The sequence below is a fragment of the Treponema sp. OMZ 838 genome (assembly GCF_000775995.1).
Taxonomy (GTDB): Bacteria; Spirochaetota; Spirochaetia; order Treponematales; family Treponemataceae; genus Treponema.
Genome location: NZ_CP009227.1, coordinates 1,265,548 through 1,291,866 on the forward strand (window position 1 = coordinate 1,265,548; position 26,319 = coordinate 1,291,866).

The following is a 26,319-nucleotide window of genomic DNA, read 5'->3' on the forward strand; positions in this document are numbered from 1 at the left end:
GGTTTTTAGAGGCCTTGAAATGCAGTTTCTGTTGGGGATGGCGAAAAAGCGAGCGGCTTTTGAGCTTTTCCCGGCAGCTTGAGAAATCCGCAGGCGGCGCCGCTGTTTGCGGATTTTTTTTAACCGGTTGTCAAATTTATAGGAACGAATAATGACAAAAAAAACACCTAACCTAATCGGACTGGTTGGGCAGTCCTGTGCGGGGAAAAACATGGTTGCCGATTTCCTTGAAGAAAAAGGCTATGCTGTTATCGATGCTGATAAGGTTGCACATACGGTTCTGCAAGAACAAAGCGATGCGGTGATAGCACGGTTTTCTCCTTATGCCGAAAAACAAGGGCTACGGTTACGGGCGCAGGACGGGGCATTGGATAGAAAGGCGTTGAGCGTTCTGCTTTTCTCGGATTCTGCTTTATTAGCGGAACATGAGGCTTTTATTCTCCCGAAAATTGAAGCGCGTATCCGAAGCCTTATTAACACAGCTGTAATCGAACAGCCGAACCGGCCGATTGTTCTTAACGCACCGACACTACATAAAACCTCCCTAACGCCGGAGTGCTCGTTTATTCTGTATATTAAGGCTCCGTTTTTTATCAGGCTTATCCGAGGCAAAAAACGGGATAATATTCCGCTCTGCCGGTTGATTGCCCGTTTTTTACAGCAAAAAGATTTCTTTGCTCAATACCTTTTGCAAAATGCCGATATTGTAAGCGTAGTAAACGCTCGTTCCGTGCAGTCTTTACGGAAAAAGATCGAGCGCGTACTGCGCGAAAAGGGTTTTTGAGGACAGCTATGGAACAAAAGAAAATTTTATGGGTTATCCTTTCGGTAAGCTTATTCGTATTGATTATTTTTGGTATTGCACTATTTTTATATTCACCGTCACGGAACAGCGCAACAGCACAGGCCGGCGGGGAAACGATTCCTTATGAAGCATCGGGAACTGCGCTGAATGTGGATCCGGATGCATGGGCACGCAATCCCGATAGGGTTTCCGGGCTGGATAGAAATGCACCCGCTGCTGCCGGAAATATTATCAATTTGAATAATTTGAATATCATTTCGACCGATGGACAGAACGGCCAAACAAACGGGATTGACGTTTCCGATTTAACCGTACAGGCAGGTGATGCCGATGTCTCCGGATTGCCGAAAGACTTGGCGGCACAAATCGGGATTGATACTGCGCCGGAACAGCGGGAAGAACAACCTGCCGCTGCAAAAAAAGAAGAAGCCCCTATCCAGCCGCAGACAGCTGCTGCGGTGCAAACTCAACCGAAACCGGCAGTAGAAAAAAAGCCCGCGCAAGCAAGCGCTTCGGTTACCGTTAAACCTAAGGCAAAAACGCCGGCTAAGCCTGCTGCGCCGCAGGTTCAGACCCTCTATTGGGTTCAGACCGCTTCGCTTGCAAGCAGGATTAACGCCGAACGCGCACGGGATAAACTTGCTGCGCAGCACATGAAGGTAGAGATTTTTACCAAAGAGACCTCTTCCGGATTAACGCATCGTGTAAGAGTTGGCCCCTTTACCAATAACACCGAAGCAAAGTATTGGCTGAATAGCATCAAAAAAATTGAAGGTTTTGAAAAAAGCTATGTTACGGAAGAAAAGGTAAAGACGAATAATTAAACATCTAAATTTAAGGAAACTGTCCAAAAATTGAAGTTTTTGGATAGCCTCTAAGCCAGGAAAGGGAGCCGCTTTTTTACCGGCTCCCTTTTTTTATATCAAAACTACTTCTTGTTTTTGCATAGATAACATGGTATATTCTATAAAATATTAAATAGCACCATTGTTCTAAACCGTCATGATTTTTGGCAGTATCCTGCCTGTAAAGTAAGGGGGAAAAGATGTCTTATCATAAATATAGCAAATATCCTATGTGTATCAGTATACTTATTGCTTTGGCTTTTACCGCCGCCTGTGGTTTACAGCCTTTTTCAAGCGTTAGAATAAAGGCAAACCCGACGGTTTATGTACCGCTGGGCGAAAAAAGTATTACTGAAGCTGAAGTATTCACAAAACTTGAAGAAACGCTGCAAAAGAACAATAAAAACATCCGGCTGTACCGGTATCAGCCTTCCGGAGGGGATGATAAACTCCGCTATTTAGTGCATTATCCGCTCCAAACATTAGAGCTTGATATAAGCAAGTATTTCAATGGGGATCCGCTGGGAAACGGCGGATCGGGAGACACCAATCTTCTTTCAAGAAAGTTTGATACGGAAATTTCCATCCCTAAAATAAATGAAAGTAAAAGTTTTAAAATAAATGCAGCGGATATTAACCAAAAACTTTTGGAAAAGTTTAATACCGATACACCTTTGTTCGTTTCAGTGCCCGCAATTTCAGGTGAGCATACTCTTCCGCCCGTTAATATTGAGTTTCATGGTTTCGAAAAAATAACGTTCGGTTCCGGATCGTATTTGGAAATTTCAACATCACCAAACTCGGGATCTTATACTATTACAAAAGCCAAAATGGAAAGTAACGAATGTTCCATTCCCGGAGATATAACAGGGCACAATGTACGGTTCCTGTTGGATAATAAAACAATAGGCAATAACATAAGCCTTACATTGACGGTAAAAGATGTGTCGGGCGTGGGGAATCTTACAGTCAATCGTACCTTGTATGGAATGATCATACGAGCAACCGGAGTAACTGCTAATCCGGAGATCACACCGGCGTCGGGAACGGTTGATATTCCGCTGCCGGAAGATTTCCGCAGTGCAACTATCGGAGAGGGGAAATTTAAACTGTCGATGGATATGCCTGCCGATTGGACGGGTATAACGATAGAAGAACAAACCAAAATAACACAGGCGGTGTCCGGTGGGCTCGCGATTAATCCGGGCAGCTTTCAGCCGTTAAACACTCCCGTTTCTCTTGCCGGAAAAACATTGAATAATCAACGGACATTGACCTATGAACCTAAGCTTAAAGTAAAGCTTGATAGTGCAACCTATACATATCAGGAGAATCTGTCTGTCAAATTTAATTTTTCCATAGATAAATTTGCTGCAATTACGATGACAAATAAAGCCGATTTTAATAAACCGCAATCAGAACCTGTTCCGGATGGAATAAAAGGCTGGGTTAAAAACATAGAATTTAATACGGCTTCTGTCAAAATAAAACTTAAGAACGGTTTACCTGCAGGAAATGATATAAACATTAGGCTTTCTTCCGATTGCTTTAAAATAACTCCCGCAGTGACAAAGACATTTGCTTACGGCGAAACTGAACAAGCGTATGACTGTAATAACGGAAATGCTTTTGTTTTGGATATTGAGACTCTGGATAATTTTGATTTAACAACAGCTGTACTTTTACCGGGGTATAATGAACACGATAACACCTTTACCTTGAATAATATACGTACGGATAGCAAAATAGAATTTTCCGGTGCCGTTCAGTTTAACTTTGATTGGAAAAAAATTATTTTAAAGGCAAAAGCTGATCAAAACATTTCTTTCCCACAGACGGGAAAGATGGACTTATCCGAGCTGACTTCAAAATTGAAAACAGCAGGTATACAACTGGAAGAAATCCCTGCGTATTTTTATGCGGGCTCCGATTCGGGGCTGCTTGGAAGTACAAAAATGAGTGTAAAATTAACGGCAACGTATATTAAGACGGGAGAGACGACTGATACACCGGCAGTCTTGGTAGACAAGAGTAATATTACCTTAAAAGCACTTCCTGCCGGAACATTCCCTTCGGATAAAATATTTACGGGCACTATTCCGAAGGCTATGCTTTCTATAAAGCATGGAGAGTCTGGTATTGAAAAAACCTTGGCGGGTATTATGAACGACTATCCGAAGGATTTGCAACTTACCTGTACGCTTAATATGATGGAGGGAATCGTTATTAACCGTGCGGATTATAATAATCTCAAAGATAAAAAGCCAAAGGTAAGTATCGATCTTGTTTTGGATGTGCCGGTAGGCTTTAAAGTAGGGTCGGAACAAACACCTTCATTGATGGATATGTTCGGTATAAATATGTCCGGCGCCGATTTATTCGGCAGGCGCAGTGCTCATGATAAACCTTTCGGCCTTGATGATCAGTTTCAGATTTTAGATTCATTACGGTCAATTCAGGTACGTATTAACTTAAAAAATGATTTGAGCGGTCCTGTGCCTAAATGTATATTGCGATTCAAAGACGGTTCCGGCAATGCTATTAAGGGTGAATCTAACAAACCCATTAAAAAAGAAATAGCAGCGGCTGCAGGAGAGTCGACGGTAACGCTCACTTCTTTAGAATTGAAAAAGCTTCTCGAAAAGTATCCCGTTTCGCCGGAGTTGGTGTTGGAACTACAGCCAGGCTCATATTCGCTTAAGCGTGATTTTAAACTGGGTGCATCACTTTCTGTTTCAGCCGAAACGGGTATCGATTATTCGATGAAAGTGAACTAATTACCGGAATATCCCGAGGAAAGTAAAATGAAAAAAAATGGTTTATTGTATTATATATCGTCCTAGGTCTTGTTACAGCGTTTGGACAGGATGCGGTAGGTACGAGTACCGATTCTGAAGTAGTAACCGAACAGGCAGCCCCAGCCGGCAGCCTTAAAACCGATGAGATAGCGGCAGAATCTCCCCAAGAAAATGCGGCTGCTCTACCCGAAAGCGAAGCTGCTGCTGCCGTTTCTGCTGCTGATGACGGCGGTACCGCACTGCCTGCGGCTGCCGAAAACGTTTCTGCCGCGCCTGCCGCTCATACGGATGCCGGAGTGACTGAATCCCCGGCTTCGCCGGCTCCAAACGCAAATGCTAAAGACGAATCTTCCGGCACCGGAATTGCTCCAGAACAGAACAATAAAGCTCAAGAGCAGAAAGATGTATCACAGTCGGTTGAAATGAATGAACCGGCACAGCAGACTAAGAAGGTTCGTCCGTTCTCTCTGCATACGGGATTTGTTGTTTCGGCTACCGCTGCCAATAATATGGTTTCTGTGTTGGATTTTTTTCGGCCTGAATTGGTTATCGACCTTAATCAACTTTCAAACGATACGATGAAATCGGGCATACATGTAGGTGCTCTTTTGGATGTTGACACATTTTTCCGGTTTACCGTATTGGAAAAACATACGGTAAAGTTTTCTATTACTGCTAATGGGGATGTATGGGGAAATTTGCCGAAGAGTTTGCTTGATCTTGCGGCTAACGGCAACCCGGCGATTGCAACCGGTCAGACAATTAATGGTACTTTGAATGCAAAGATCAATGTGTTCGCTGATGCCGGACTAATGTATCAGTTTAATAATCCAACTTACGGTTTTTCAGCACGGGTTGCATATTTTGCACCTGTCGCATATATGGAAAATCCCAGCGGAACATATAGTCTGTCTCCGCATATGACAGGCGGTGTGGTTGATGGTATTACACTGAAAGCTCAAGGTACTGCAAATATTTATGGGTATCTACCGGATTATTTAGCCAATAGAAATTTTTCTATACTTGAGGTTTTAAAAAACGGCGGTGTTGATTTAAGTTTAACCGGTGTATTCCGTCCAACAGGTTGGGTCGCGATTACGGGCGGTATCGACTACTTACCGATTATGCCGATCGTAACGACGAAAGGTATGCAGGCTGCATTTAACTATGACGGTTCTGTGACTAACCTTTTAGACGGTATTACGAGTGGGGGTACTTCCTTTTTCAACCAAACTACAACGACGAGCTTTTCCGGTACCTTGGCTGAAAAGAAAATTATGCGCCCGTGTAAGGTAAGTATCGGTGCCGATTTTAAGCCGTTCCAAAATGATTACTTGATTTTATCGCCGTTCCTTGCTTTTCCGATTCTTAATGCAAATCCGTATTATGTAGACGGAGGGCTTAAAATTGAAAGCCGTTTTGCAAAGGTTCTCGGCGTATATTTGGATAGCCGATATGTCGAACGGATGTGGAAGCATGAGTTTTGTCTTTTTATAGATTCACGCTGGTTTACGTTTAACCTTGCTGCATCCGTTGCCTCGCAGGATTTCAAGCGGGCATTTACAACGCTGTCCGGTCTGGGGATAAAGTTTGGTATTGGTTTCGGTTTCTAGGATGATCTTTTGAAAATATGCTGCGCATCTGCGTTGTCGCTTAACAAAAAACAGTCCTTGACGTACAACAAGTACGCCTGTGGGTGTTTTTTGTACGCTCCTAGCATCTGCACCGCCTCTTTTCAAAAGCGATGACAGGGGTGATACCCTTTTCATTGCAGCGTATAAATTAATCCTCAACGTATCATTTCCGACAAGGATGTCGGTCGTTCCACATAGCAGCAAGTTTTTCGTGAGAAAAACTTGTTGTTGAGAAGCGTACACGGGTGTACGCTTCTCAACAAGCTATTTTCAAAAGGCTAACGGAAAGCTAAATCCGTGTGTACCCTAATGCGTTTACCCTGTAAAAACCGATTGAATTTTTTTTAAAAATATGTAAACTATTGCTCAAATTTATTCCGACATGAGGGGGCGGGTATGATATACTCCGGGTCTGCGAATTTGGCAATTCTGGCGTGTCCGGGCGGCGAGCACTTTGCCGATGCGGTAATACAACATTTAAAGCATATTTATATAGAAAAATTTAATAGAAAAATAGATAAGTTAATAAAACGGTATAATTTACAAAAAGAAAACCTTATCCGAGATATCAATTTTTATAACGACCTTCTTTCTTCCGGTTTACATGAAAATAACGAAATTGAAAAAATCCGTATTCCTCGATTTAAAGTGAATGCCCGTTTTACCTATTTTATGAACGGCGAATTTAAAACGGAAATACTGGAATGTATCCGCGGAAAGAACGTCTTTATTTTTCAGGACGTAGAAAATCATTATCCGCTCTGGGTAAATGAAGGTAAAAACCAGCATGTTTTTTCGGTGAATGATCACCTTATGTCGATGATGGTCAGTATCGATGCTGTTCGGTATGCCGGAGCTGCGCATATTACGCTTGTAGTTCCTGTGTATCCGTATAGCCGCCAGCATAAAAAGAAGGGGCGCGAAGGATTAACTGCCAGTATGTTGGGGCATTTTTACGAAACGCTCGGTGTTGACCAAATTATTACGTTGGATATCCATTCCCGCGAGATTGAAAATGCCTTTCATACTGCCCGTATCGAAAATCTCCACGCAAGTTATCAGATTATTCGCGAGCTGATAAAAATTGAAAACCTTGCCGATCCCAATGCCGAGCTTGTTATTGTTGCTCCGGATAGTGGGGCGGTAGACCGGAATAAATTCTATTCCAGCGGCCTAAAAAAACCGCTCGCGATGATTTACAAAGAGCGCGATTATTCCGTTGTTACGCAGAATGCAAAGCAATCCAATATTGTCAATATCAATTTATTAGGTGATGTAAACGGCAAAACCGCCTTCCTTGCCGATGATATGCTCGGTACAGGCGGAACCCTGTTAAAGGCAATGGAATTCCTGAAAAGCAAGGGCGCAAAAAAAGTTATTGCAGCTGTGAGTTTGCCGTTTTTTACCGGCGATGCAATTCAGCTTTTTGATGAAGCATATAAAAAAGGACATTTTTATCGCATCATCGGTACCAATGCAGTATACCACGAAGAGTTGCTTAAGAAGGAATGGTATATTTCAACTGACGTTTCAAGATTATTTGCGCAGGCTATTTCGCGGCTGCATCATAATCAGTCTTTGAGCGGTTTATTGGATAATAGAGATATTATCGAACGGATGCTGCACGCAGCAGATCCGAATGCACAGAGTAAAACGGATAACAAACAAGATTAAGCAAAATCGGGGTTGATATGGATGTAAAACAATCAGCAGAGATGAGTGCTGTTATGCCCAAGAGATCGTTATTTTCTCATCAGGCGGCATGGATAAAGCCCGTTATCATTTTTATTATGATGCTGATACTGCTTATCCCTCTCGCGTTTATCCGTTCACTTGTCAACGATCGGGAAGGATACCGGCGGACTGCCGAAGCATCCATCATGGAACCTGCAGGAGGGGAGCCTGTTATTGAAGGACTCGTCCTTGCTGTGCCGTATGACGAATTTATCGAATATACGGATTCTTCCGGAAAGGTTGTTCAAAAGGGAAAAAAACAGACTATATTCTCACGGTTCCGGAAACATATAATCTGGTAACGCAGATTAATCCTTATCGACTTTCGCGGGGGATATTTACCGTCCCTGTTTTTAACGGCGATCTTGCAGTAACCGCCTCATTCTCAGGTTTTCAATTTCGCCAATTCAATATCGCGGAAAAAAACATCCGCTATAAAGATGCGGTACTTATTCTTGGGATAAAAGATAAAAAGACGTTAACTGCCTATCCTACGTTTTATGGGAACGGTAAACCGCTGCTCGAAGCGTTGACGGCTCCTACCGGGGCATCTCCGTTCCGCAATGCCGTGTATTACATGGTTCCGGAAGATATTGTGCGTTCCGGTTTTGCGATAGAAGGTTCTGTTTCGATACAAGGGGGTAAAAGCCTTTGTATCGTACCGCTTGCTGCGGACAACAGTTTCGCCGTACAGTCAACATGGTCTGCTCCCAGCTTTGCGGGGGGATGGCTGCCGAAAAACCGTACACTCGACAATTCGGGCTTTTCCGCCGACTGGCGTATTTCCGGTTTAAGTACGGTATTTCCCCGCAGTTGGAAAGCGCAGGATTTCAGTATATCCAAAGATACGGATGTGTACGATGAATATGACGGCTATGCGGCGAAAGCTTCTTCAAGCCTCCGCAGTTCGCCCGAAACGGTAAAAATCGGTTTTATTACACCCGTTAATCATTATTCGCAAGTAAAGCGCTGTATTACTTATGCACTTCTTTTTTTGGCGGTTCCGTTTCTAGCGATATTTGTATGTGAATTATGGAGTGCAGCGCGGATTCATCCCATCCAGTATTTTCTTATCGGGATTGCTGACGTTTTATTTTACTTGCTGTTATTGTCTTTTTCCGAACACGTTTCGTTTAATCTCAGCTATTTGATTGCGACGGCAGGTGTGTGTACCGTTGTCGGATTCTATACCGCTGCAATTTTTAAGCAAATTCGTTGGGGAATCTTGTTAACGGCGGTGCAAGCGGTGTCCTATTTTTTATTGTTCGGCATATTGCAATCGGAAGATTATGCACTGCTTATCGGCAGTATCGGTATTTTCTGTGTTGTTGCACTGTTGATGTTCCTTACTCGGCGGGTTGATTGGTATAGTACCCGTTTTGCCTCTGTACATACTCGTTCGGAAGTTGATGACGGCGATATAAACCAAATACTTACAAACGACGAATCTTTCTCCGGCGGCGTTCAATAGGTTCATGCATTACGGTATTTTCTGTGCCGATATCGGCACGTCGTCGCTAAAGGCGGCGTTTATTACCGAGGACGGAACAGTACTCAAGTTTATACGCTTGTTGTTCCCTCAACCTGTTCAGGCGGTAGACTGGGTGCAGGCCTTTTTTGCTGCATGGCATACCTTACCCGCTGATTATGTGATAGAAGCTATTTGTGTTTCCGGAAATGGTCCTTCGCTTGTTGCCGTACCTCAAAACTGCCCTATGCCGGAAGTAAGCATAAACTCTCCCGGACGCGTACCCAAGATACATATCAACGCCGCTACACCTTTGTCTGCCGTATCTTTACTCTCCACTGTTCCCCCCGATGATGTTATTAACGGTATTATTGACGCGGCTAAAAACGATACCTTGTTTTTATGGAATGAACCGGTACCGCAAGGGCTTACCATATCGGGGCAGCGGGGGGCTACCGTACCGGAGCTGCAAAAGGGAACTGCATCTATCCCGCCGGCGGGAGCCTCTCTTTTTTTGCCGCGGATTGCGGCTTTCCGTGCAAAATATCCTGATGTATTCGATAGCGCCGCCCTGCTTTTCTCCGGGCCGGAATATGTTTCCTACCTTTTAACCGGCACGGCGGTAACCAGCCTCCCTGATCCGCGCTACGAGGCGGCATATTGGAGCAAAGAAGAACTGTTCCGGTTTGCGGAAGTATTACATATCGATACGGAAAGACTAGCCGGTTTGCTGCCGCCTTTCGCAGCCGCCGGTACGGTAATCGGACGCTTTTGCGGTATTCCGGTTATTGCCGGTGTACCTGATTTTATCGCGGCGCTTATCGGGACGGGGACGTTGACGGCTGGTACGGCTTGCGACCGTGCCGGTTCAAGCGAAGGCATTAACGTCTGTATCTCACAGCCGCGCCGTGCCGAAAAAACGCTGCTGTTGCCGTCGGTTATGCCCGATTTGTGGAATCTGTCATCCGTTATTCCATCTTCCGGCGCAGCGTTTTCCTCGTTTCTGGTGTCTCACGGTTTTTTAGGAAACGATTATATCGCTGCGATGGAACGGATTGCGGAAGAGCCGTTCGTTGCTTCCGGTGCATATCCCGCGACCTTTGAGGGGCAGGGGCGTGCCTTTGTAGAGGATCTTGCGTTCCGTATTAGGCACGGCTGTGATTTACTGGAACAAGTTTCCGGGTTTCATCCCGTGTATACCTTGTCCGGCGGACAAGCGCATAATGCTATCTGGTGCCAAATGAAAGCCGATATGACCGGTAGAACTTTTGCACTCCCTGCTTTTGCCGACGGAGAATTGATCGGTGATGCGGCGTTGGCGCTCTACGGCCTCGGCAGGGGAGACACCCTTGCCGCTATCGCACAGCAGCTTATCCGCATCAAACGGTACTACGAACCGGAACCGGCTGTCGCTCATCGGTATACGGAAAAATACTCGCGGTGTTAATCCTGCTGTTTTAAAATTCCCTTGTTGTAGGCGCTAATCAGCATTTCCAAGTTTTGGATTTTTTCCTTCATGTCGGCGCCGGTGTCGGTATCCGCAACCCGCTTTCGTTCAACTAAGGTCTCAATCACCTCTTTGGTTGATTCGATGTCGAAGCCTTCGCGTAAAACTTTGTCAACGGACTCAAACGGATGGTGGCTTATCAGCGTCATTCCATAAGAGTTATATGTCAGCGTGTAGCCTGCAATGCCGGTAGTCTTTTGATAGGCTTTGGAAAATCCGCCGTCAATAACCAAGAGCTTGCCGCCTGCTTTAATCGGGCTTTCCCCTTTTGCGACTTTAACCGGCGTGTGTCCATTGACGATATGAGCGTTGCCACTTAATCCGAACTCCTTGAGTATCCGTGCGGCAAGCGTACCGTCATCCCGTTCCATTAGCTTATAATACGGCGAGGACGGCTCCTTATGCGTTGCCTTATCATCGATAAAGTAGCGTTCAAAGGTCGTCATCTTCGTTTTGCCGAACAGCGTTGAATCCTGATTGCACCATAAGAACCAGAGAAAATCCGCATTCTGCCCGGAGAAATAGGCTTCTCGCGCCATCTGGTCGTATTTATCCATCAAACTTTTGCCGTAATATACGGCGCCGTCTATCTCTTTCTCCTTAAAGCTGCCGTCCTCGTTCAGCAACAGGCAGGCATGAAAGAGCAGGTTGTTGTTGTAGCGCCGGTACATACTCCCCTTTGCATACAAAAAACGTACATGCTGCTTGAGTTTTTCACTTCCGACAAATGTATTGGTGAGTGTATCGATAAGGTACTGTTCTTCGTCGGTAAGCGCTGTTTGATGTGCGGGATCGATGGTGGGGAATGAGGTATCGTTTAGGGTATAGGTCTTCCCTTCAATTTCGATGGTGCCTGCCGCAGGATTAAGAGTCCGCAAAAGTTTCCGGTGTTCCATATTATACGATGGATGCTGCTCGATGATGTTTTCTTCAAGTTTGAATTGTATGATGCTGATTGCCTTATGCATTTTTGCCAGCAGTTCCGCATCGACATCGAAGGGCTTTTTTTCGTTTATTTTCGGCATAAACTGCGTACACGGATCGTCCTTATACACGTGTTGTGCAAAACTCACCAACGGCAAGAGGCTAATTCCATATCCATCCTCGATAGCGTCGATGTTGGAATAGCGGAGCGCAATCCGTACTGCAGTTGCAACACATGCACGGCATCCCGCAGCAGCCCCCATCCAGAGGATATCGTGATTGCCCCACTGGATATCAAGGCTATTCTGTGCCATCAGTGTATCCATCACTTTATGCGGGGACGGGCCGCGGTCAAAAATATCGCCGATAATATGCAGGTGATCGATGGTACATTTTTTTATCACTTCGGATAGCTCGATGATGAATAAATCCGCACGTCCGTATTCCACAAGGCTTTTGATAATTTCGCTGTAATAATCCTTCTTGTTAAAGCGGTGTTCATCCTCCTGCAGCAGCTCTTCCATTATATAAGCAAAACTCTTCGGCAGCAGTTTCCTCACCTTTGACCGCGTATACTTTGATGCTGTTGCCCTCGCCACCCGTACCAGCCGGTAAATGGTTAATTCGTACCAGTTTGTAATATTGGCCTTTTTTTCCGCTTTGATCAGTTCGAGCTTTTCTTTGGGATAGTAGATGAGCGTGGTTAATTCTTCCAGATCGTCGGTACTGACCGTTGAGCTGAGTTCTTCAGACACTTTCCGCCGGATAGCGCCTGAAGCATTTTGCATCACATGATTAAACGCTTCCGCTTCTCCGTGAATATCCGTCAAAAAATGCTCGGTTCCTTTGGGTAAATTCAGGATAGCTTTCAGATTGACCACTTCTTCAACTGCGGCGGTAACATTGGGAAACAAGCGGGAGAGTAAATCCAAATACTTTATATTTTGCTGTAAGGTTTCTGCGGGTACGTTTTTCATATAGTTTTCCTTTATAGGGAGGCTTTAAAAAGATGATGAATTTTAAAAGCTTCTTTAATATACGGTAATACGCATACGTCGTTTTGTCAAATGAAATGATATTAATTGTATTGATTGCTATTCCCCTCTATCTAAGTTTACGTTTTTGGTCTATGATAATCCCAGTTGACTAGGAGGATTGAGATGAAATGTTCACCGCTTAATCAGGCTTTATGCGGAACTGCCGTACCGGTTTCCGCTTTGTACAGTCAAAAAAGTTGCGGCGTCGGCGAATTTTCCGACCTCATTCCTTTTGCAGACTTTTGCAAAAAAGTAGGACTGCGCATTATTCAGCTTTTACCCGTCAATGATACAGGTACCGACAGTTCCCCATATAATGCTCTTTCAGCGTTTGCATTGCATCCGCTCTACATCTGTTTGGATGATATACCGGAAGCACATAGCTTCAAGGCTGAGATTAAAAAAATACGCGCTGCTTTTGAACCGCACACGCCGGTAGAGCGTTTTCGGTACCGAGATATACTTCATGAAAAAAATGTACTGCTGCACGCCGTATTTAATAAGGCTGAATCACAGATTATTGCGGATTCTCAGACCGGTGAGCTTGCGGAATGGATACAGGTAAATCCGTGGATAACCGAATACGCAGTGTTTAAGAATATTAAGCGGCAAAACTATTATGCTTCGTGGAAGGATTGGAAAGAATGTGCCGGTATGCGTTCTCCTTCAACGGCAAAAATCACTGCTGCATGGAACGATCCTGTTTTGAAACGGGAGCATCTGTTCTATGCATGGGTACAAATGCATCTGCATAAGCAACTGTTAAAAGCCGTTACCTACTGTGCCGATAACGGGATTTCGGTAAAAGGCGATATCCCGATTTTGATGAACGAGGATTCGGTAGAAGTGTGGGCGCACCTCGAATATTTCCGCAGTGATCTTCGTGCCGGCAGTCCTCCTGATGGGGATAATCCTACGGGACAAAATTGGGGTTTCCCTATTTACAACTGGGTAAATTTGAAAGCGACCGGCTACCGTTGGTGGAAAGAACGGCTTCGCCATGCATCGCAGTATTACCATGCGTACCGGCTTGATCATATCTTAGGCTTTTTTAGAATTTGGGCTATCACCGAAGGTGAAACGACAGGGCTTTTAGGCAAGCCTATTCCTTATGCGGAAATAACGATAGAGGATTTGAAAAAGGCAGGCTTTTCGGAAAGCCGTATCCGCTGGATGGCAGAGCCGCATATCAATACGGATATCGTTCAAGATGCAGTCAACGGCGACTATCTGTATTCGCACGGTCTGTTGCGTAAAGTTGCGGATAGAATCGGTACTGAGGAGCTATGGCTTTTTAGAGCAGAAATACAAAGTGAGGCAGATATTCATCGGTGTGGCCTTCCTCCAAAAGCGGAAACAGCTTTGAGGCAAAAATGGGCTGACCGTATGTTGGTAAAAGCCGGAAAAGATTTACATGGCGCTGCCGTGTATACTGCGGCATATCTGTACCGGAACAGCACCGCGTGGAGAACGTTGTCCGATGATGAACAGCGGTTATTTTCATTATTGCTGGATGAAAAAGAGGCGCTGCAGAATCAACTGTGGGCTGCGCAGGCGGGAGATATTTTGTCGGAATTGTGCGGTTCTGTTGATATGCAGCCTTGTGCTGAAGATTTGGGTGCGAAACCTGCCGCGTTGCCGGAGGTTCTTGAAAAATTGCATATCTTGAGCTTGCGGGTATTTCGCTGGGAACGTGAATGGAAAAAAAATGGAGCGCCTTTTATCCCGCTGCAAGATTATCCGAAAGCAGCGGTTGCGGTAACTTCCGTGCACGATTCTTCCACACTGCGGGAATGGTGGGAGCAAGAATTGTCTTATGCGGACATGCTTTCATTCTTTGATGCGTTACATATTGGCGGCAAGATGCAGAAAGCGCTTTGTCCTATTGAAGGGGAAAAACCTGCCTACACGGCGGACTTAGCTGTGGCGTTATTGAGCGCCTTTGTTAAAGTACCCTCGGTGTTTGCCCTCTTTCCTATACAAGATTGGTTGGGAGTCATAATCGACGAATTGCCGGAAAGTAAGGCGTGTGAGGAGCGGATTAACGTACCGGGTACTGTCAGCAAGTCGAACTGGACATATCGATTACCGCTCCCCATAGAAGCTTTGAGCAAGAATAAAGAATTGATAAAACGATTACGGAATATCACCTCATTACGGCATACCGAACTGACCGATTAAATTTAACGGTTTGATGATTCGGCAATGGTGAAAAAGAGGTTTATGAGAGGTTTACTATGCGTGTATTAGTTATCGGCGGGGCTGGGTATATCGGCAGTCATGTAGTAAAAGCAATGCTCGAAGCCGGCCATTCGGTTACGGTATTCGACAATTTATCGACGGGACAATTGTGCAATATTTTTCCGGGTACGGAGTTTATTGCAGGCGATACTCGTCACAGTGATGACATTGATGCGGCTTTTGCCCGCGGTTTTGACGGGGCTGTGTACCTTGCTGCATTTAAGGCGGTAGGGGAGTCGATGGCAGCCCCTGAAAAATATTCTATTAATAATATTTCGGCGACGATGAATATTTTAAATGCGGCGGTTAAACACGGTTGTCTCCGTTTTGTCTTTTCGTCCTCGGCAGCCGTTTACGGTTCCCCGGAATATCTTCCGATTGACGAAAAACACCCGAAGAATCCCGAAAGCTATTATGGGTTTACCAAGCTTAAAACCGAAGAATTTTTGCAATGGTACGACCGGTTAAAAGGACTCAAATTTGCATCGCTGCGGTATTTTAATGCAGCGGGCTACGATCCGAAGGGGGCTGTTAAGGGTCTTGAGCGGAATCCGCAGAACCTCCTGCCGATCATTATGGAGGTCGCAGCCGGTATGCGGAAGGAGCTTCAGATTTTCGGAAATGATTATCCGACACGCGACGGGACTTGTATCCGTGACTATGTCCATGTCAGCGACCTTGCGAAAGCTCATACCGATGCACTGCATTATATCGATAAGAAAAACAGTAGTCTTATCGTAAATCTCGGCAGCGAAGTTGGAATTACCGTCAGCGAAATGCTTACCGCCGCCCGCACTATTACCGGAAAGGCGATACCTGCGCGCTTTGTCGGCCGCCGTGCCGGAGACCCTGCCGAGCTTTATGCAACATCTCAGCATGCCCGTGAAACGATAGGCTGGAATCCTCAGTATTCTGATGTAAAAACTTTGATTGAATCAACGTGGGATATGTATAAAAATCTTTAAATACGGGGCAGCTCTTTTGCTTGTAAAGCAGAGAAAAATATAGCCATATATGAAAAGAAAACCTCTCAGAAGAATGCTTCCGAGAGGTTTTTAAATTAAGTTTGCAGAAAATTAAGAAAAGAACTTTTCAAGTTCGTTCATATCGGTAGTCTTTAACAAATCCTTCCCGTCTTCATCAAGTACGACAACCATCGGAGCTGCAGATACGCCATGTGCGCTCATAAAGCTTTTTCCTTCATCAGATGCAGCATCCATAACCTTCTTATCGACATCAGGCAGCCCATTGCAGTATGTCTTTAGTTTTTCACTTACATCGTCTCCTGCTGTTAATACATTTACAAGCATAAAACCTCCTCATGCTTTGTTAGTTTAAGTGCATTTGCTCCAGTCGTGTACACTATTCGGTTAAAATACGGATAATATCGGACTTGTCAGTTGCATTCAGTATTTCTTGCCGTTTTTCAGCACTCTTGAACAGCAGACTGACTTCTGCCAAGAATTGCAAGTGCGGTCCTGTTTTGTCAATCGGGGAAAGTGTCATAATAAAAATACGGCATGGCTCTTGATCCAGCGAATCAAAATCAACCGGATGATCCGAAATACCAATACAGGCAACAAGATCGCTAACCGAATCAGTTTTTCCGTGCGGGATTGCAATACCATGCTTCATTCCCGTAGACATTTTTCGTTCACGATCTAACACGCAGGCTCGGGCAACGGCTTTATCTTTTACTTTTCCTGCCTGAACAAGCATGTCAAGTAATTCATCAATAATTTCCTCTTTAGAGGTTCCTTTTAAATGGAGATTGACAGTTTCAGGTGTCAAAACGGTTTTCAAGTTCATATATTTAGTGTACGGGACTTTGTCGGAAAAGTCAAGGATTTTGTTTTGTATTTTTATATCTTGGCTCGCATCTAAAACATTCTCTTAAAAAGCACTTGCCCAATTTATCTAAAAACTATATACTCATACCGTTTTTGGGGAATTAGCTCAGTTGGTAGAGCGATTGGTTCGCAATCAATAGGTCAGGGGTTCGAATCCCCTATTCTCCATAGATTTTAATCCTTTTTGTATATAGACTTGTCAAACTATTGTTTTTTAGAGCCATGTTAAAGTCCTATGCGTGCAGTGTTGTCTTTTTAACAAGTTGAAAATTATAAATAAATATGAAAGCAAAAAATAAAGAAAAGATGCTTGACAGGAAGAAGTGATTTGTGCTAGTATCGCTGCCGTTGCATTTAATCCCTGCCGGGGGGGGGGGTGGGTGAGGAGCAGCAAAGAATAAAAACGTTTAGATTTATCAATTTCTTCTATATATATTAGTTATTAGTAAATAATTCATGTAGGAGTTTTTCCCAAGACGGTATGCGGCTTGGTATGTCGGTTGTGTGTCTATACGGCATGGCTTTGCGTGCCTGCTGAAATGTTGTTATTCTTTTGTGTTTTTTTTGGCTCAATTACAGCTAAAAAAATAAATAAAAAAAAGAAAAAGGTGCTTGACAAGATTGAAGGTTTTGTGATACATTCTTTTTCGCTTGCGGCGCTCTAAAGCAGGGCTCCGATTAAGCAAACTGGTCTTTGAAATTAAAGGGAAGGGAAAGAAGAAAAAAGCCAAAGAGCAAAATCTTTGGTAAGGAAATAAGCGTAGAACAAAGAATCAAGAGAAAGAGGGTGTGCAGGGCAATGAATAATTGCTTTGCGTTATTATTTTCTTTCTCTTAAAGGTCAACGTTCCTAAAATAAAAGAAACGGGACTTGCTTTCAAAATTATTGATATCAGACGCCCTTCGGGGTGTTTGAAATAAAATAATGGAGAGTTTGATCCTGGCTCAGAACGAACGCTGGCGGCGCGTCTTAAGCATGCAAGTCGAACGGCAAGAGAGAAGCTTGCTTCTCTCCTAGAGTGGCGGACTGGTGAGGAACACGTGGGTAATCTACCCTTAAGATGGGGATAGCTGCTAGAAATAGCAGGTAATACCGAATACACTCGGCATTTCACAAGAGATGTTGAGGAAAGGAAGCTACGGCTTCGCTTGAGGATGAGCTTGCGTCCCATTAGCTAGTTGGTGAGGTAAAGGCCCACCAAGGCGACGATGGGTATCCGGCCTGAGAGGGTGATCGGACACATTGGGACTGAGATACGGCCCAAACTCCTACGGGAGGCAGCAGCTAAGAATATTCCGCAATGGACGGAAGTCTGACGGAGCGACGCCGCGTGGATGAAGAAGGCTGAAAAGTTGTAAAATCCTTTTGTTGATGAAGAATAAGGGTGAGAGGGAATGCTCATCTGATGACGGTAATCGACGAATAAGCCCCGGCTAATTACGTGCCAGCAGCCGCGGTAACACGTAAGGGGCGAGCGTTGTTCGGAATTATTGGGCGTAAAGGGCATGTAGGCGGTTGTGTAAGCCTGGTGTGAAATCCTGGGGCTTAACCCCAGAATAGCATTGGGTACTGCACAACTTGAATTACGGAAGGGAAACTGGAATTCCAAGTGTAGGGGTGGAATCTGTAGATATTTGGAAGAACACCGGTGGCGAAGGCGGGTTTCTGGCCGATAATTGACGCTGAGATGCGAAAGTGTGGGGATCGAACAGGATTAGATACCCTGGTAGTCCACACTGTAAACGATGTACACTAGGTGTTGGGGCAAGAGCTTCAGTGCCAAAGCAAACGCGATAAGTGTACCGCCTGGGGAGTATGCCCGCAAGGGTGAAACTCAAAGGAATTGACGGGGGCCCGCACAAGCGGTGGAGCATGTGGTTTAATTCGATGGTACGCGAGGAACCTTACCTGGGTTTGACATCTAGTAGAAGGTCTTAGAGATAAGGCCGGGTAGCAATACCCTGCTAGACAGGTGCTGCATGGCTGTCGTCAGCTCGTGCCGTGAGGTGTTGGGTTAAGTCCCGCAACGAGCGCAACCCCTACTGCCAGTTACTAACAGGTAAAGCTTGAGGACTCTGGCGGAACTGCCGATGACAAATCGGAGGAAGGTGGGGATGACGTCAAGTCATCATGGCCCTTATGTCCAGGGCTACACACGTGCTACAATGGTTGCTACAAAGCGAAGCGAGACCGTAAGGTGGAGCAAACCGCAAAAAAGCAATCGTAGTTCGGATTGAAGTCTGAAACTCGACTTCATGAAGTTGGAATCGCTAGTAATCGCGCATCAGCACGGCGCGGTGAATACGTTCCCGGGCCTTGTACACACCGCCCGTCACACCATCCGAGTTGGGGGTACCCGAAGTCGCTTGTCTAACCTGCAAAGGAGGACGGTGCCGAAGGTACGCTTGGTAAGGAGGGTGAAGTCGTAACAAGGTAGCCGTACCGGAAGGTGCGGCTGGATCACCTCCTTTCTTAGAGAAAGGTATAATACTAAATGCTTTGTTGGTTGTACACAAAGCTTCCGCTTATCTCCTCTTCTTTCCCTCTCTTTTTTTATATTATTGGTTTGTAGTAAGGGGATATAGCTCAGCTGGCTAGAGCGGCGGCTTTGCAAGCCGTAGGTCAGGGGTTCGAATCCCCTTATCTCCAAAAATCGTACAGTATAAATAATTTTACTGTATGAAGAGATCTTTGAAAAGCTAGGGAAGGGAAAGAAAGACTACTTAAAGGTGAGTTGCTTTGTTAGAAAAGTGATTAACTGGAGAGTAGGAGAAAATAAGGTGAAGAGAAAAGTTCTTGACGGTTGTCGAATAGACGATTGTTTTAAGAAGAGAACATAATATGGTCAAGCGAAGAATAGGTTTATGGTGGATGTCTTGGAGCCAACCGGCGAAGAAGGCCGTGATAAGCTGCGAAAAGCTTCGGGGGAGGAGCACATATCCTTTGATCCGGAGATTGCCGAATGGGGTAACCCGATAGGAGAGATTCTATCATTACGCTCTTGAATAAAATAGAGAGGTAAAGCGATACTGAGTGAACTGAACCATCTAAGTAACTCAAGGAAAAGACATCAAAAGAGATTCCGAAAGTAGTGGCGAGCGAAATTGGAAGAGCCCAAACCCGTTAAACGGGGGTTGTAGGGCTGCACGGGCTTACGTACAGCAAGTGATAAAGTGAATGTATAGTAGAAAGGTTTTGGGAAAGCCTGACAGAGAGGGTGAAATCCCCGTATACGAAATGCATTCATCTTGCCGGTGCAGTACCTGAGTACGGCGGGACACGAGAAATCCTGTCGGAATCCGGGTCGACCACGATCCAAGGCTAAATACGAGTTGGCTACCGATAGCGGACAAGTACCGTGAGGGAAAGATGAAAAGAACCCCGGTGAGGGGAGTGAAATAGAACCTGAAACCATAAACCAACAAGATGTTACAGCCCTTTATGGGTGGTAGCGTGCCTTTTGTAGAATGAGCCTGCGAGTTACGGTATGCAGCGAGGTTAAGGAATAGAAGTTCCGGAGCCGGAGGGAAACCGAGTCTGAATAGGGCGAAGTAAAGTTGCATGTCGTAGACCCGAAGCCAGAGTGATCTAGTCATGAGCAGGTTGAAGCAGCGGTAAAACGCTGTGGAGGACCGAACTACAATCTGTTAAAAAAGGTTTGGATGACTTGTGACTAGGAGTGAAAGGCTAAACAAACCTGGAAATAGCTGGTTCTCCCCGAAATGCCTTTAGGGACAGCCTTATACAAAATTACCGGAGGTAAAGCACTGGATGGACTAAGGGGGGCTTCACCGCCTACCAAACCCAATCAAACTCTGAATGCCGGTAATCAACGTATAGGAGTGAGACTGCGTGCGACAAGGTTCGTAGTCAAAAGGGAAACAGCCCAGACCGTCAGCTAAGGTCCCGAAATACTGCTTGAGTGTGAAATGAAGTGTGGATACAAAGACAGCCAGGAGGTTGGCTTAGAAGCAGCCATTCCTTAAAAGAGTGCGTAATAGCTCACTGGTCGAGTATACATGCGCAGATAATGTAACGGGGCTAAGCAGTATACCGAAGCTACGGGTCTTACACGATTTAAGTGTAAGGCGGTAGGGGAGCATTCCATGGACTGATGAAGGTGTACCTGAGAGGGGCACTGGAGGGGATGGAAGAGAGAATGCAGGTATAAGTACACGAAAAGAAAGGTGAGATTCCTTTCCGCCGAAAACCTAAGGTTTCCTGGGTAAAGGTCATCTGCCCAGGGTTAGTCGGCCCCTAAGGCGAGGGCGAAAGCCGTAGTCGATGGGAAATCGGTTCATATTCCGATACCTTTTATAATTTCGATGGCAGGACGCATGAGGCGACCCCCGGCCGGAGAACGGTTGTTCCGGTCGAAGCTTTCAAGCCGTTATAAAGGATAGTAGGTAAATCCGCTATCCAAGGTGAGAGGCGACAGCGAGTGGATCGATGAGAGAAGCGAAGCGGGGTAAGTCATGGTGCCGGGAAATACTGTCTAAGGCTAGGTTATAAAAGACCGTACCGTAAACCGACACAGGTAGGTAGGATGAGAAATCTAAGGCGCTCGAGAGAACTCGCGTTAAGGAACTCGGCAAAATGCACACGTAACTTAGGGAAAAGTGTGGCCTCTGTTTAGTAATGAGTGGAGGTAGCATAAAGCAGGCCCAGGCGACTGTTTATCAAAAACACAGCCATCTGCGAATCAGTAATGAGACGTATAGGTGGTGACACCTGCCCGGTGCCGGAAGGTTAAGAGGAGCGGTTAGCAGTAATGCGAAGCTGTCAATTGAAGCCCCGGTAAACGGCGGCCGTAACTATAACGGTCCTAAGGTAGCGAAATTCCTTGTCGGGTAAGTTCCGACCCGCACGAATGGTGTAACGTATCTGGGCACTGTCTCAACGCGAGGCTCGGTGAAATTTATATACCGGTAAAGAAGCCGGTTACCCATAGTTAGACGGAAAGACCCCGTGAACCTTCACCGTAACTTACTATTGGGACTTGGTTTATCATGTGTAGAATAGGTGGGAAACTATGAAGCTTGCTCGTTAGGGTGAGTGGAGTTGCCAAGTGAAATACCACCCTTGATGAATTAGGTTTCTAACCTGTTCCGTGAAGCCGGAATAGGAACAGTGGTAGGCAGGCGGTTTGACTGGGGCGGTCGCCTCCTAAAATGTAACGGAGGTGCGCGAAGGTCTCCTCACGTCGGTTGGAAATCGACGCAGTGAGTGTAAAGGCACAAGGAGGCTTAACTGCAAGAGTGACAGCTCAAGCAGATACGAAAGTAGGTCTTAGTGATCTGGCGGTAGCGAGTGGAAGCGCCGTCACTTAACGGATAAAAGGTACTCCGGGGATAACAGGCTGATTTTCCCCAAGAGTTCACATCGACGGGAAAGTTTGGCACCTCGATGTCGGCTCATCGCATCCTGGGGCTGAAGTAGGTCCCAAGGGTTTGGCTGTTCGCCAATTAAAGCGGTACGTGAGCTGGGTTCAGAACGTCGCGAGACAGTTCGGTCCCTATCTGCTATGGGCGTTGGATATGTGAGAGGAGCTGCTTTTAGTACGAGAGGACCGAAGTGGACGAACCTCTGGTGTACCAGTTATCCTGCCAAGGGTAAGTGCTGGGTAGCTATCGTTCGGAAGGGATAACCGCTGAAGGCATCTAAGCGGGAAGCCCGCCTCAAGATTACATATCCCTCGGGGTTTAACCCCGCTAAAGACTCCTTGCACACTACAAGGTTGATAGGTTGCAGGTCTAAGCACAGTAATGTGTTCAGCCGAGCAATACTAATAAGTCGTGAGGCTTGACCATATTATCTTCTCTTCTTTATTCTTTACCCCATTACTCTTTCTTTCCTGTCCCTTTATTTAATAAATTTCGTTTCTTTTTTGTTTCGTCTTTTATTGCCCGGTTGCCATAGTGGAGAGGTCATACCCGTTCCCATCCCGAACACGGAAGTCAAGCTCTCATTACGCCGATGATACTGCTCACCAGAGTGGGAAAGTAGGTAGCTGCCGGGCTTTTTTTTACCTAACTATGTGGAATAAAGGTAGGTATTGTTGATGATGTTTTCTCATCCTATCTCAAAATATTGTGTATTATATTTGTTTGTTCCTATTCTTTTCTTCATATCATGTACTACAGTAAAAAATAGTACTCACGCCGATCATTCGTCCGGCCAGTCTCTTTCGGCCACTATTCTGCCATTACCTTCGGCCACTGATTTGGCCTCAAGCCGTATTGATCCACAGGTTCAAGCTGATATGGAGATAGGTTCTCCGGCAAGTATTCGCAGTGCGGTAACCCGTGTGTATTCGACTTCCCAGGGTTTAACGAAGGAGAAGCAATTGCAATTAACATTGGCTGCCCGATTGATGCGTCTCTTATATCCGTTTGAGACTATCGATTGGAATGCGCCGAATTATCAACAAACTGATCCGTATCTTGATGCATTGACTCAGATCGAAAAAGGTCTTTATCCACAAAATCTTGGAATGAATACGTTTTTTGATGCGGTTATTCCGGCAATAATTTTAACAAAGGGTGTAGGGGTACAGGAATACGCTGATGCATTGGAAAAACGTCTCTTTATTGCAAGAAATTTAAATCCTTCTTCTGTACTGCCTTCTTACCTTTCGGGACTCTTATATGAGCAGCGTGGTAAACTTTCGGATGCAGAGAATTACTATCAAACGGCATGGGAACAAGATGAGAGCTGCTATCCGGCCGGTATGCGCTTTGCATATTTAGCTCTTTTTAGTAATAATATTGAAACATCATATAAAATTGCTGAAAAATTGTATGCGCGCTATCCTAATGCAGTAACAATTCAACTATTGCTGGCAGAAACATATCTTGAAAAAGGAAATCTTGAAAAGGCAGAGGAGATTGTTTCTGCAGTTCTCAAAAAAAACAATGACTTTGGACGTGCGTTTTTTTTGCAAGTCCGGCTGCATATAGAAAAAAAAGAATATTTAGCAGCAAATGCCATGCTTGATGAATTTGCAAAACAAAATAAGGTTGATAAGGATTATCTTTTGCTGCGGCACCGTGTGTTACTTGAATGGAGTAAAAATATTGCCGAGGCAAAACAATGCCTTGAAAGAGCCGCCTCTTTTTATCCGCAATCACCGGATGTTGTTCTTGCTTGTGCGAATTTTTGTTTTGAAACAAAAAATACTGTTAATGGGAAAACAGCGAATGATTTTATTAATGCACTTTTAAAACAGAATCCGCGTAATATTCTAGCAATTCGTCTTCTGGTTAAAGAGGATATAGCTGAAAAACGATGGGGAAGTGCCTTTGAACGTGCTCAGTATCTATATGAAAACAATCCTTCTGAGGAAGATATCGTGTTATATGCTCGTGTCTGTGCAGGAATGAATAACTGGGAAGAGGCGGTGACTACGGCACAAGCTGCATATAACGCTGCTTCGAAACAGCCTTCCGACGAAATTATTACGTTGTATTTACAGGCTCTTTACGGTGCAAAAAAATATGGTATGCTGGTGCAAGTGATTAATCGGCATCTCTCCGATGCTCGTTCTGCATTAAAGTCGGTTTTAATTTATTATCAGTCATTACTTGCATCCAATGATGAAGATAAACTTGCTCTTTTACGGTCGAGCCTTTTATCCGATCCGCGCAGTTCTTTGACGCTCTTTGCTCTCTACGAGTGGTATTTTAGACATAAAGACTACCGAAAGGCATATTATTATTTACAACAAGTTATTGCGCTTGACCCTTACAACAAGACGTATCTCCAACTCGCTGAAAAATTAGAAAGACTTCAATAGAATTTTACATGAACAATGTTGTAGGCGGTAACTTCTTTTCCGTTATGCAGTTCAAGGTGAATGTAATGACAAGTGCCGAAAATAAAAAAAAGCCTAAAGCAGCCCGCTTTAGGCTTTGACCATCTCCTAGGGGAATTGAACCCCTGTTGTCGGGATGAAAACCCGATGTCCTAACCACTAGACGAAGGAGACATTTATATTCCACCGAATAACAACGAGATACATTTATATCGCAAAAGCGGATTATTGTCAAGTGGTAAGTTTAAAACCTGTCAAGTTTTAAAGTTTATTCGGCAAAACGAATATTCACCTTCCCTATACCGGCTTTAACACAGATGGTATGCAGCGCATTCTGATTGTTGATACGGAATGTGGAGTCGAGCCCTCTCGCACTGCGTCCGTCTATCAGTATCGAACCAATCCCTGAGGTAGCATTGATCAAATAATCATCTTTTTTACCGTTTATCCTCATATCTATTTCGCCGATTCCGGCATTGATATCAAGGTTCTTGCAAATCTTGCCGTCAAAGGACGTTTCACCAATACCGGTGTTCATCACCGTATCCGTAAAGCTGCAATTACGGAAGACCGTTTCACCGATGCCCGTTTTGATATCCACATTTGAGGCGGTAATATTTTTAATGTCTATAGCAGCAGCCCCGGCATTTAGTGTAAACCGCTGATTTGCCGTAAAGCTGTCAAGGAGTAATGAACCCGCCCCGATGTTGATGTCAGCGGTATCAAATAGCATATTTTGAGGAATTTTTACTGTGATTACAATTTTAGCACGTCCTATATCAGGGCTCCATCCAAAAAACCAATTCCATTTACGCTCCTTTTCCGTGCTGATCATCAAGGTATTTCCCTCAGCTTGTACCGAAGCTCTCATTTTCTTTGTGTTATTCATGATGCTGTAGGTAACGGATTGCTTATCGTGCGGTATAATTCGCAGCGTGACATAAGAAACATCCGCTTTAAGCCGGTTTAAAGCGGATATGCTGGTAGGTAGCTGTGTTTCATGCATATCAGCCGATAGGGCAATACCGGTATTCTTGTTATCCATATTCCACTCCTCGTCCATACTCCACTTTTCATCGTGATATTCGTTATAGAAAGTCTTTTTAACGCTACCGCCCATCAGAATGCCAATGATGATGAGCAATCCCCCAATTCCGATAATTGCAAATGCCGTTCGAATTCTTCTTTTCATCTATACATCCTAAAATAAGAACGCCAAGCCGCCGAAAAATAATCCTGCCAATAAAAGGGGGATGCCGAACAAAATGGCAATAATCAACGTAATACTAAAGATGAGAAGCTTAAATGAGAACTTTAGCAGGCCGCCTGCGATGGCAAAGACTAATCCCCCCATTCCAAACAAAGTAAGCAAAAGGCATAAAATAATAATTGTCAGCATTTACTTTTTCCTTATTGCTCCATATCATTTTCACCTTTGCGGACATATTCATATTCGAGCGGTTCCTCTCTGTTAATCGGGATTACCAATGCACAAATAATGTAGCAGAAAATGCCGCTTCCGAAAAAAAGAGTCGCAAGAATCCACAACAACCGGATAACGGTTGAGTCGATATCAAAGTATTCGGCAATACCACCGCATACACCACAGATTTTTTTATCGCTTTCGCTTCGATAGAGTTTCTTTTTCATATAGTCCTCCAA

Annotated in this window: 18 protein-coding genes, 3 tRNA genes and 3 rRNA genes; 17 read left to right on the plus strand and 7 right to left on the minus strand. The window is 44.8% G+C overall.

The features are described 5' to 3' along the window. Positions 1-151: 151 nt before the first annotated feature. The 9 genes from coaE (at position 152) to QI63_RS05655 (ending at position 10,731) form a co-directional block, all read left to right on the plus strand. Positions 152-784 (plus strand): dephospho-CoA kinase, encoded by a 633-nt coding sequence (coaE, locus tag QI63_RS05620; protein WP_044014615.1) that lies wholly within the window; start codon positions 152-154, stop codon positions 782-784. 8 nt (positions 785-792) lie between these two features. Further along, on the plus strand, positions 793-1,629 hold the full coding sequence (locus QI63_RS05625; protein WP_044014617.1) for an SPOR domain-containing protein: 837 nt from the start codon (positions 793-795) through the stop codon (positions 1,627-1,629). 251 nt (positions 1,630-1,880) lie between these two features. Continuing rightward, a complete protein-coding gene (locus tag QI63_RS05630) occupies positions 1,881-4,427 on the plus strand; it encodes a hypothetical protein (protein ID WP_144389663.1) in 2,547 nt (848 codons plus the stop codon). 192 nt (positions 4,428-4,619) lie between these two features. Further along, a complete protein-coding gene (locus tag QI63_RS13415; RefSeq protein WP_255347344.1) occupies positions 4,620-4,748 on the plus strand; it encodes a hypothetical protein in 129 nt (42 codons plus the stop codon). After that, positions 4,745-6,061 carry a DUF5723 family protein gene (locus QI63_RS05635; RefSeq protein ID WP_235619804.1) on the plus strand — a complete coding sequence of 439 codons (1,317 nt, stop codon included), beginning with the start codon at positions 4,745-4,747 and terminating at the stop codon, positions 6,059-6,061. Before QI63_RS13415 ends, QI63_RS05635 begins: the two co-directional genes overlap by 4 nt. 417 nt (positions 6,062-6,478) lie before the next feature. Beyond that, a complete protein-coding gene (prs, locus tag QI63_RS05640; protein ID WP_044014623.1) occupies positions 6,479-7,756 on the plus strand; it encodes a ribose-phosphate diphosphokinase in 1,278 nt (425 codons plus the stop codon). 17 nt (positions 7,757-7,773) lie between these two features. Next, complete coding sequence (locus QI63_RS13420) at positions 7,774-8,118, plus strand: inner membrane CreD family protein (RefSeq protein WP_044014625.1); 345 nt, start codon at positions 7,774-7,776, stop codon at positions 8,116-8,118. Positions 8,119-8,123: 5 nt separating this feature from the next. Then, positions 8,124-9,287, plus strand: a complete 1,164-nt coding sequence (creD, locus tag QI63_RS05650; protein ID WP_255347362.1) for a cell envelope integrity protein CreD — start codon at positions 8,124-8,126, stop codon at positions 9,285-9,287. 4 nt (positions 9,288-9,291) lie between these two features. Next, complete coding sequence (locus QI63_RS05655; protein ID WP_044014627.1) at positions 9,292-10,731, plus strand: xylulokinase; 1,440 nt, start codon at positions 9,292-9,294, stop codon at positions 10,729-10,731. Here QI63_RS05655 and QI63_RS05660 read toward each other — a convergent pair. Continuing rightward, positions 10,728-12,692, minus strand: coding sequence for a fructose-bisphosphatase class III (locus QI63_RS05660; protein WP_044014629.1), 1,965 nt, complete (start codon positions 12,690-12,692; stop codon positions 10,728-10,730). The genes QI63_RS05655 and QI63_RS05660 overlap by 4 nt on opposite strands. A gap of 183 nt (positions 12,693-12,875) precedes the next feature. Between QI63_RS05660 and QI63_RS05665 the strand changes: the two genes are divergently transcribed. Continuing rightward, the gene (locus QI63_RS05665) at positions 12,876-14,933 is read left to right on the plus strand and encodes a 4-alpha-glucanotransferase (RefSeq protein WP_044014631.1); all 2,058 of its coding nucleotides are present in this window, start codon (positions 12,876-12,878) and stop codon (positions 14,931-14,933) included. A 56-nt stretch (positions 14,934-14,989) separates the two neighbouring features. Then, entirely contained in the window at positions 14,990-15,958 is a 969-nt protein-coding gene (galE, locus tag QI63_RS05670) for a UDP-glucose 4-epimerase GalE (protein WP_044014633.1), read from the plus strand. 111 nt (positions 15,959-16,069) lie between these two features. Here the strand turns inward: galE and QI63_RS05675 are convergent, their stop codons facing one another. Together QI63_RS05675 and QI63_RS05680 are read right to left on the minus strand one after the other, a co-directional pair. Next, complete coding sequence (locus QI63_RS05675; RefSeq protein ID WP_044014635.1) at positions 16,070-16,303, minus strand: thioredoxin domain-containing protein; 234 nt, start codon at positions 16,301-16,303, stop codon at positions 16,070-16,072. A 52-nt stretch (positions 16,304-16,355) separates the two neighbouring features. Continuing rightward, complete coding sequence (locus tag QI63_RS05680; protein WP_006188512.1) at positions 16,356-16,802, minus strand: PTS sugar transporter subunit IIA; 447 nt, start codon at positions 16,800-16,802, stop codon at positions 16,356-16,358. A gap of 136 nt (positions 16,803-16,938) precedes the next feature. Here QI63_RS05680 and QI63_RS05685 point away from each other — a divergent pair. The 6 genes from QI63_RS05685 (at position 16,939) to QI63_RS05710 (ending at position 24,639) form a co-directional block, all read left to right on the plus strand. Further along, positions 16,939-17,011, plus strand: a tRNA-Ala gene (locus QI63_RS05685). Positions 17,012-17,765: 754 nt separating this feature from the next. Beyond that, positions 17,766-19,315, plus strand: a 16S ribosomal RNA gene (locus QI63_RS05690). A gap of 104 nt (positions 19,316-19,419) precedes the next feature. Next, positions 19,420-19,493, plus strand: a tRNA-Ala gene (locus QI63_RS05695). A gap of 194 nt (positions 19,494-19,687) precedes the next feature. Continuing rightward, positions 19,688-22,654 (plus strand): 23S ribosomal RNA (locus QI63_RS05700). A 95-nt stretch (positions 22,655-22,749) separates the two neighbouring features. Next, positions 22,750-22,863 (plus strand): 5S ribosomal RNA (rrf, locus tag QI63_RS05705). Together the 16S, 23S and 5S rRNA genes with 1 tRNA gene alongside form the textbook arrangement of a ribosomal RNA operon. A 327-nt stretch (positions 22,864-23,190) precedes the next feature. Continuing rightward, complete coding sequence (locus QI63_RS05710) at positions 23,191-24,639, plus strand: tetratricopeptide repeat protein (RefSeq protein WP_235619805.1); 1,449 nt, start codon at positions 23,191-23,193, stop codon at positions 24,637-24,639. A gap of 120 nt (positions 24,640-24,759) precedes the next feature. Here the strand turns inward: QI63_RS05710 and QI63_RS05715 are convergent. From QI63_RS05715 to QI63_RS05730, 4 genes are all read right to left on the minus strand, one after another. Next, positions 24,760-24,831 (minus strand) — tRNA-Glu (locus tag QI63_RS05715). Positions 24,832-24,925: 94 nt separating this feature from the next. After that, positions 24,926-25,849 (minus strand): DUF4097 family beta strand repeat-containing protein, encoded by a 924-nt coding sequence (locus QI63_RS05720; protein WP_044014641.1) that lies wholly within the window; start codon positions 25,847-25,849, stop codon positions 24,926-24,928. 9 nt (positions 25,850-25,858) lie between these two features. Then, a complete protein-coding gene (locus tag QI63_RS05725; RefSeq protein WP_044014643.1) occupies positions 25,859-26,056 on the minus strand; it encodes a hypothetical protein in 198 nt (65 codons plus the stop codon). 11 nt (positions 26,057-26,067) lie between these two features. Continuing rightward, complete coding sequence (locus QI63_RS05730; protein WP_044014645.1) at positions 26,068-26,307, minus strand: PspC domain-containing protein; 240 nt, start codon at positions 26,305-26,307, stop codon at positions 26,068-26,070. Positions 26,308-26,319: the final 12 nt, after the last annotated feature.

Bases quoted from the DNA above. Each gene is read 5' to 3' on its own strand.
- coaE (WP_044014615.1), top strand. From the start codon at position 152: ATGACAAAAAAAACACCTAACCTAATCGGACTGGTTGGGCAGTCCTGT.
- QI63_RS05625 (WP_044014617.1), top strand. From the start codon at position 793: ATGGAACAAAAGAAAATTTTATGGGTTATCCTTTCGGTAAGCTTATTC.
- QI63_RS05630 (WP_144389663.1), top strand. From the start codon at position 1,881: ATGTGTATCAGTATACTTATTGCTTTGGCTTTTACCGCCGCCTGTGGT.
- QI63_RS13415 (WP_255347344.1), top strand. From the start codon at position 4,620: ATGCGGCTGCTCTACCCGAAAGCGAAGCTGCTGCTGCCGTTTCTGCTG.
- prs (WP_044014623.1), top strand. From the start codon at position 6,479: ATGATATACTCCGGGTCTGCGAATTTGGCAATTCTGGCGTGTCCGGGC.
- QI63_RS13420 (WP_044014625.1), top strand. From the start codon at position 7,774: ATGGATGTAAAACAATCAGCAGAGATGAGTGCTGTTATGCCCAAGAGA.
- QI63_RS05655 (WP_044014627.1), top strand. From the start codon at position 9,292: ATGCATTACGGTATTTTCTGTGCCGATATCGGCACGTCGTCGCTAAAG.
- QI63_RS05660 (WP_044014629.1), bottom strand. From the start codon at position 12,692: ATGAAAAACGTACCCGCAGAAACCTTACAGCAAAATATAAAGTATTTG.
- QI63_RS05665 (WP_044014631.1), top strand. From the start codon at position 12,876: ATGAAATGTTCACCGCTTAATCAGGCTTTATGCGGAACTGCCGTACCG.
- galE (WP_044014633.1), top strand. From the start codon at position 14,990: ATGCGTGTATTAGTTATCGGCGGGGCTGGGTATATCGGCAGTCATGTA.
- QI63_RS05675 (WP_044014635.1), bottom strand. From the start codon at position 16,303: ATGCTTGTAAATGTATTAACAGCAGGAGACGATGTAAGTGAAAAACTA.
- QI63_RS05680 (WP_006188512.1), bottom strand. From the start codon at position 16,802: ATGAACTTGAAAACCGTTTTGACACCTGAAACTGTCAATCTCCATTTA.
- QI63_RS05720 (WP_044014641.1), bottom strand. From the start codon at position 25,849: ATGAAAAGAAGAATTCGAACGGCATTTGCAATTATCGGAATTGGGGGA.
- QI63_RS05725 (WP_044014643.1), bottom strand. From the start codon at position 26,056: ATGCTGACAATTATTATTTTATGCCTTTTGCTTACTTTGTTTGGAATG.
- QI63_RS05730 (WP_044014645.1), bottom strand. From the start codon at position 26,307: ATGAAAAAGAAACTCTATCGAAGCGAAAGCGATAAAAAAATCTGTGGT.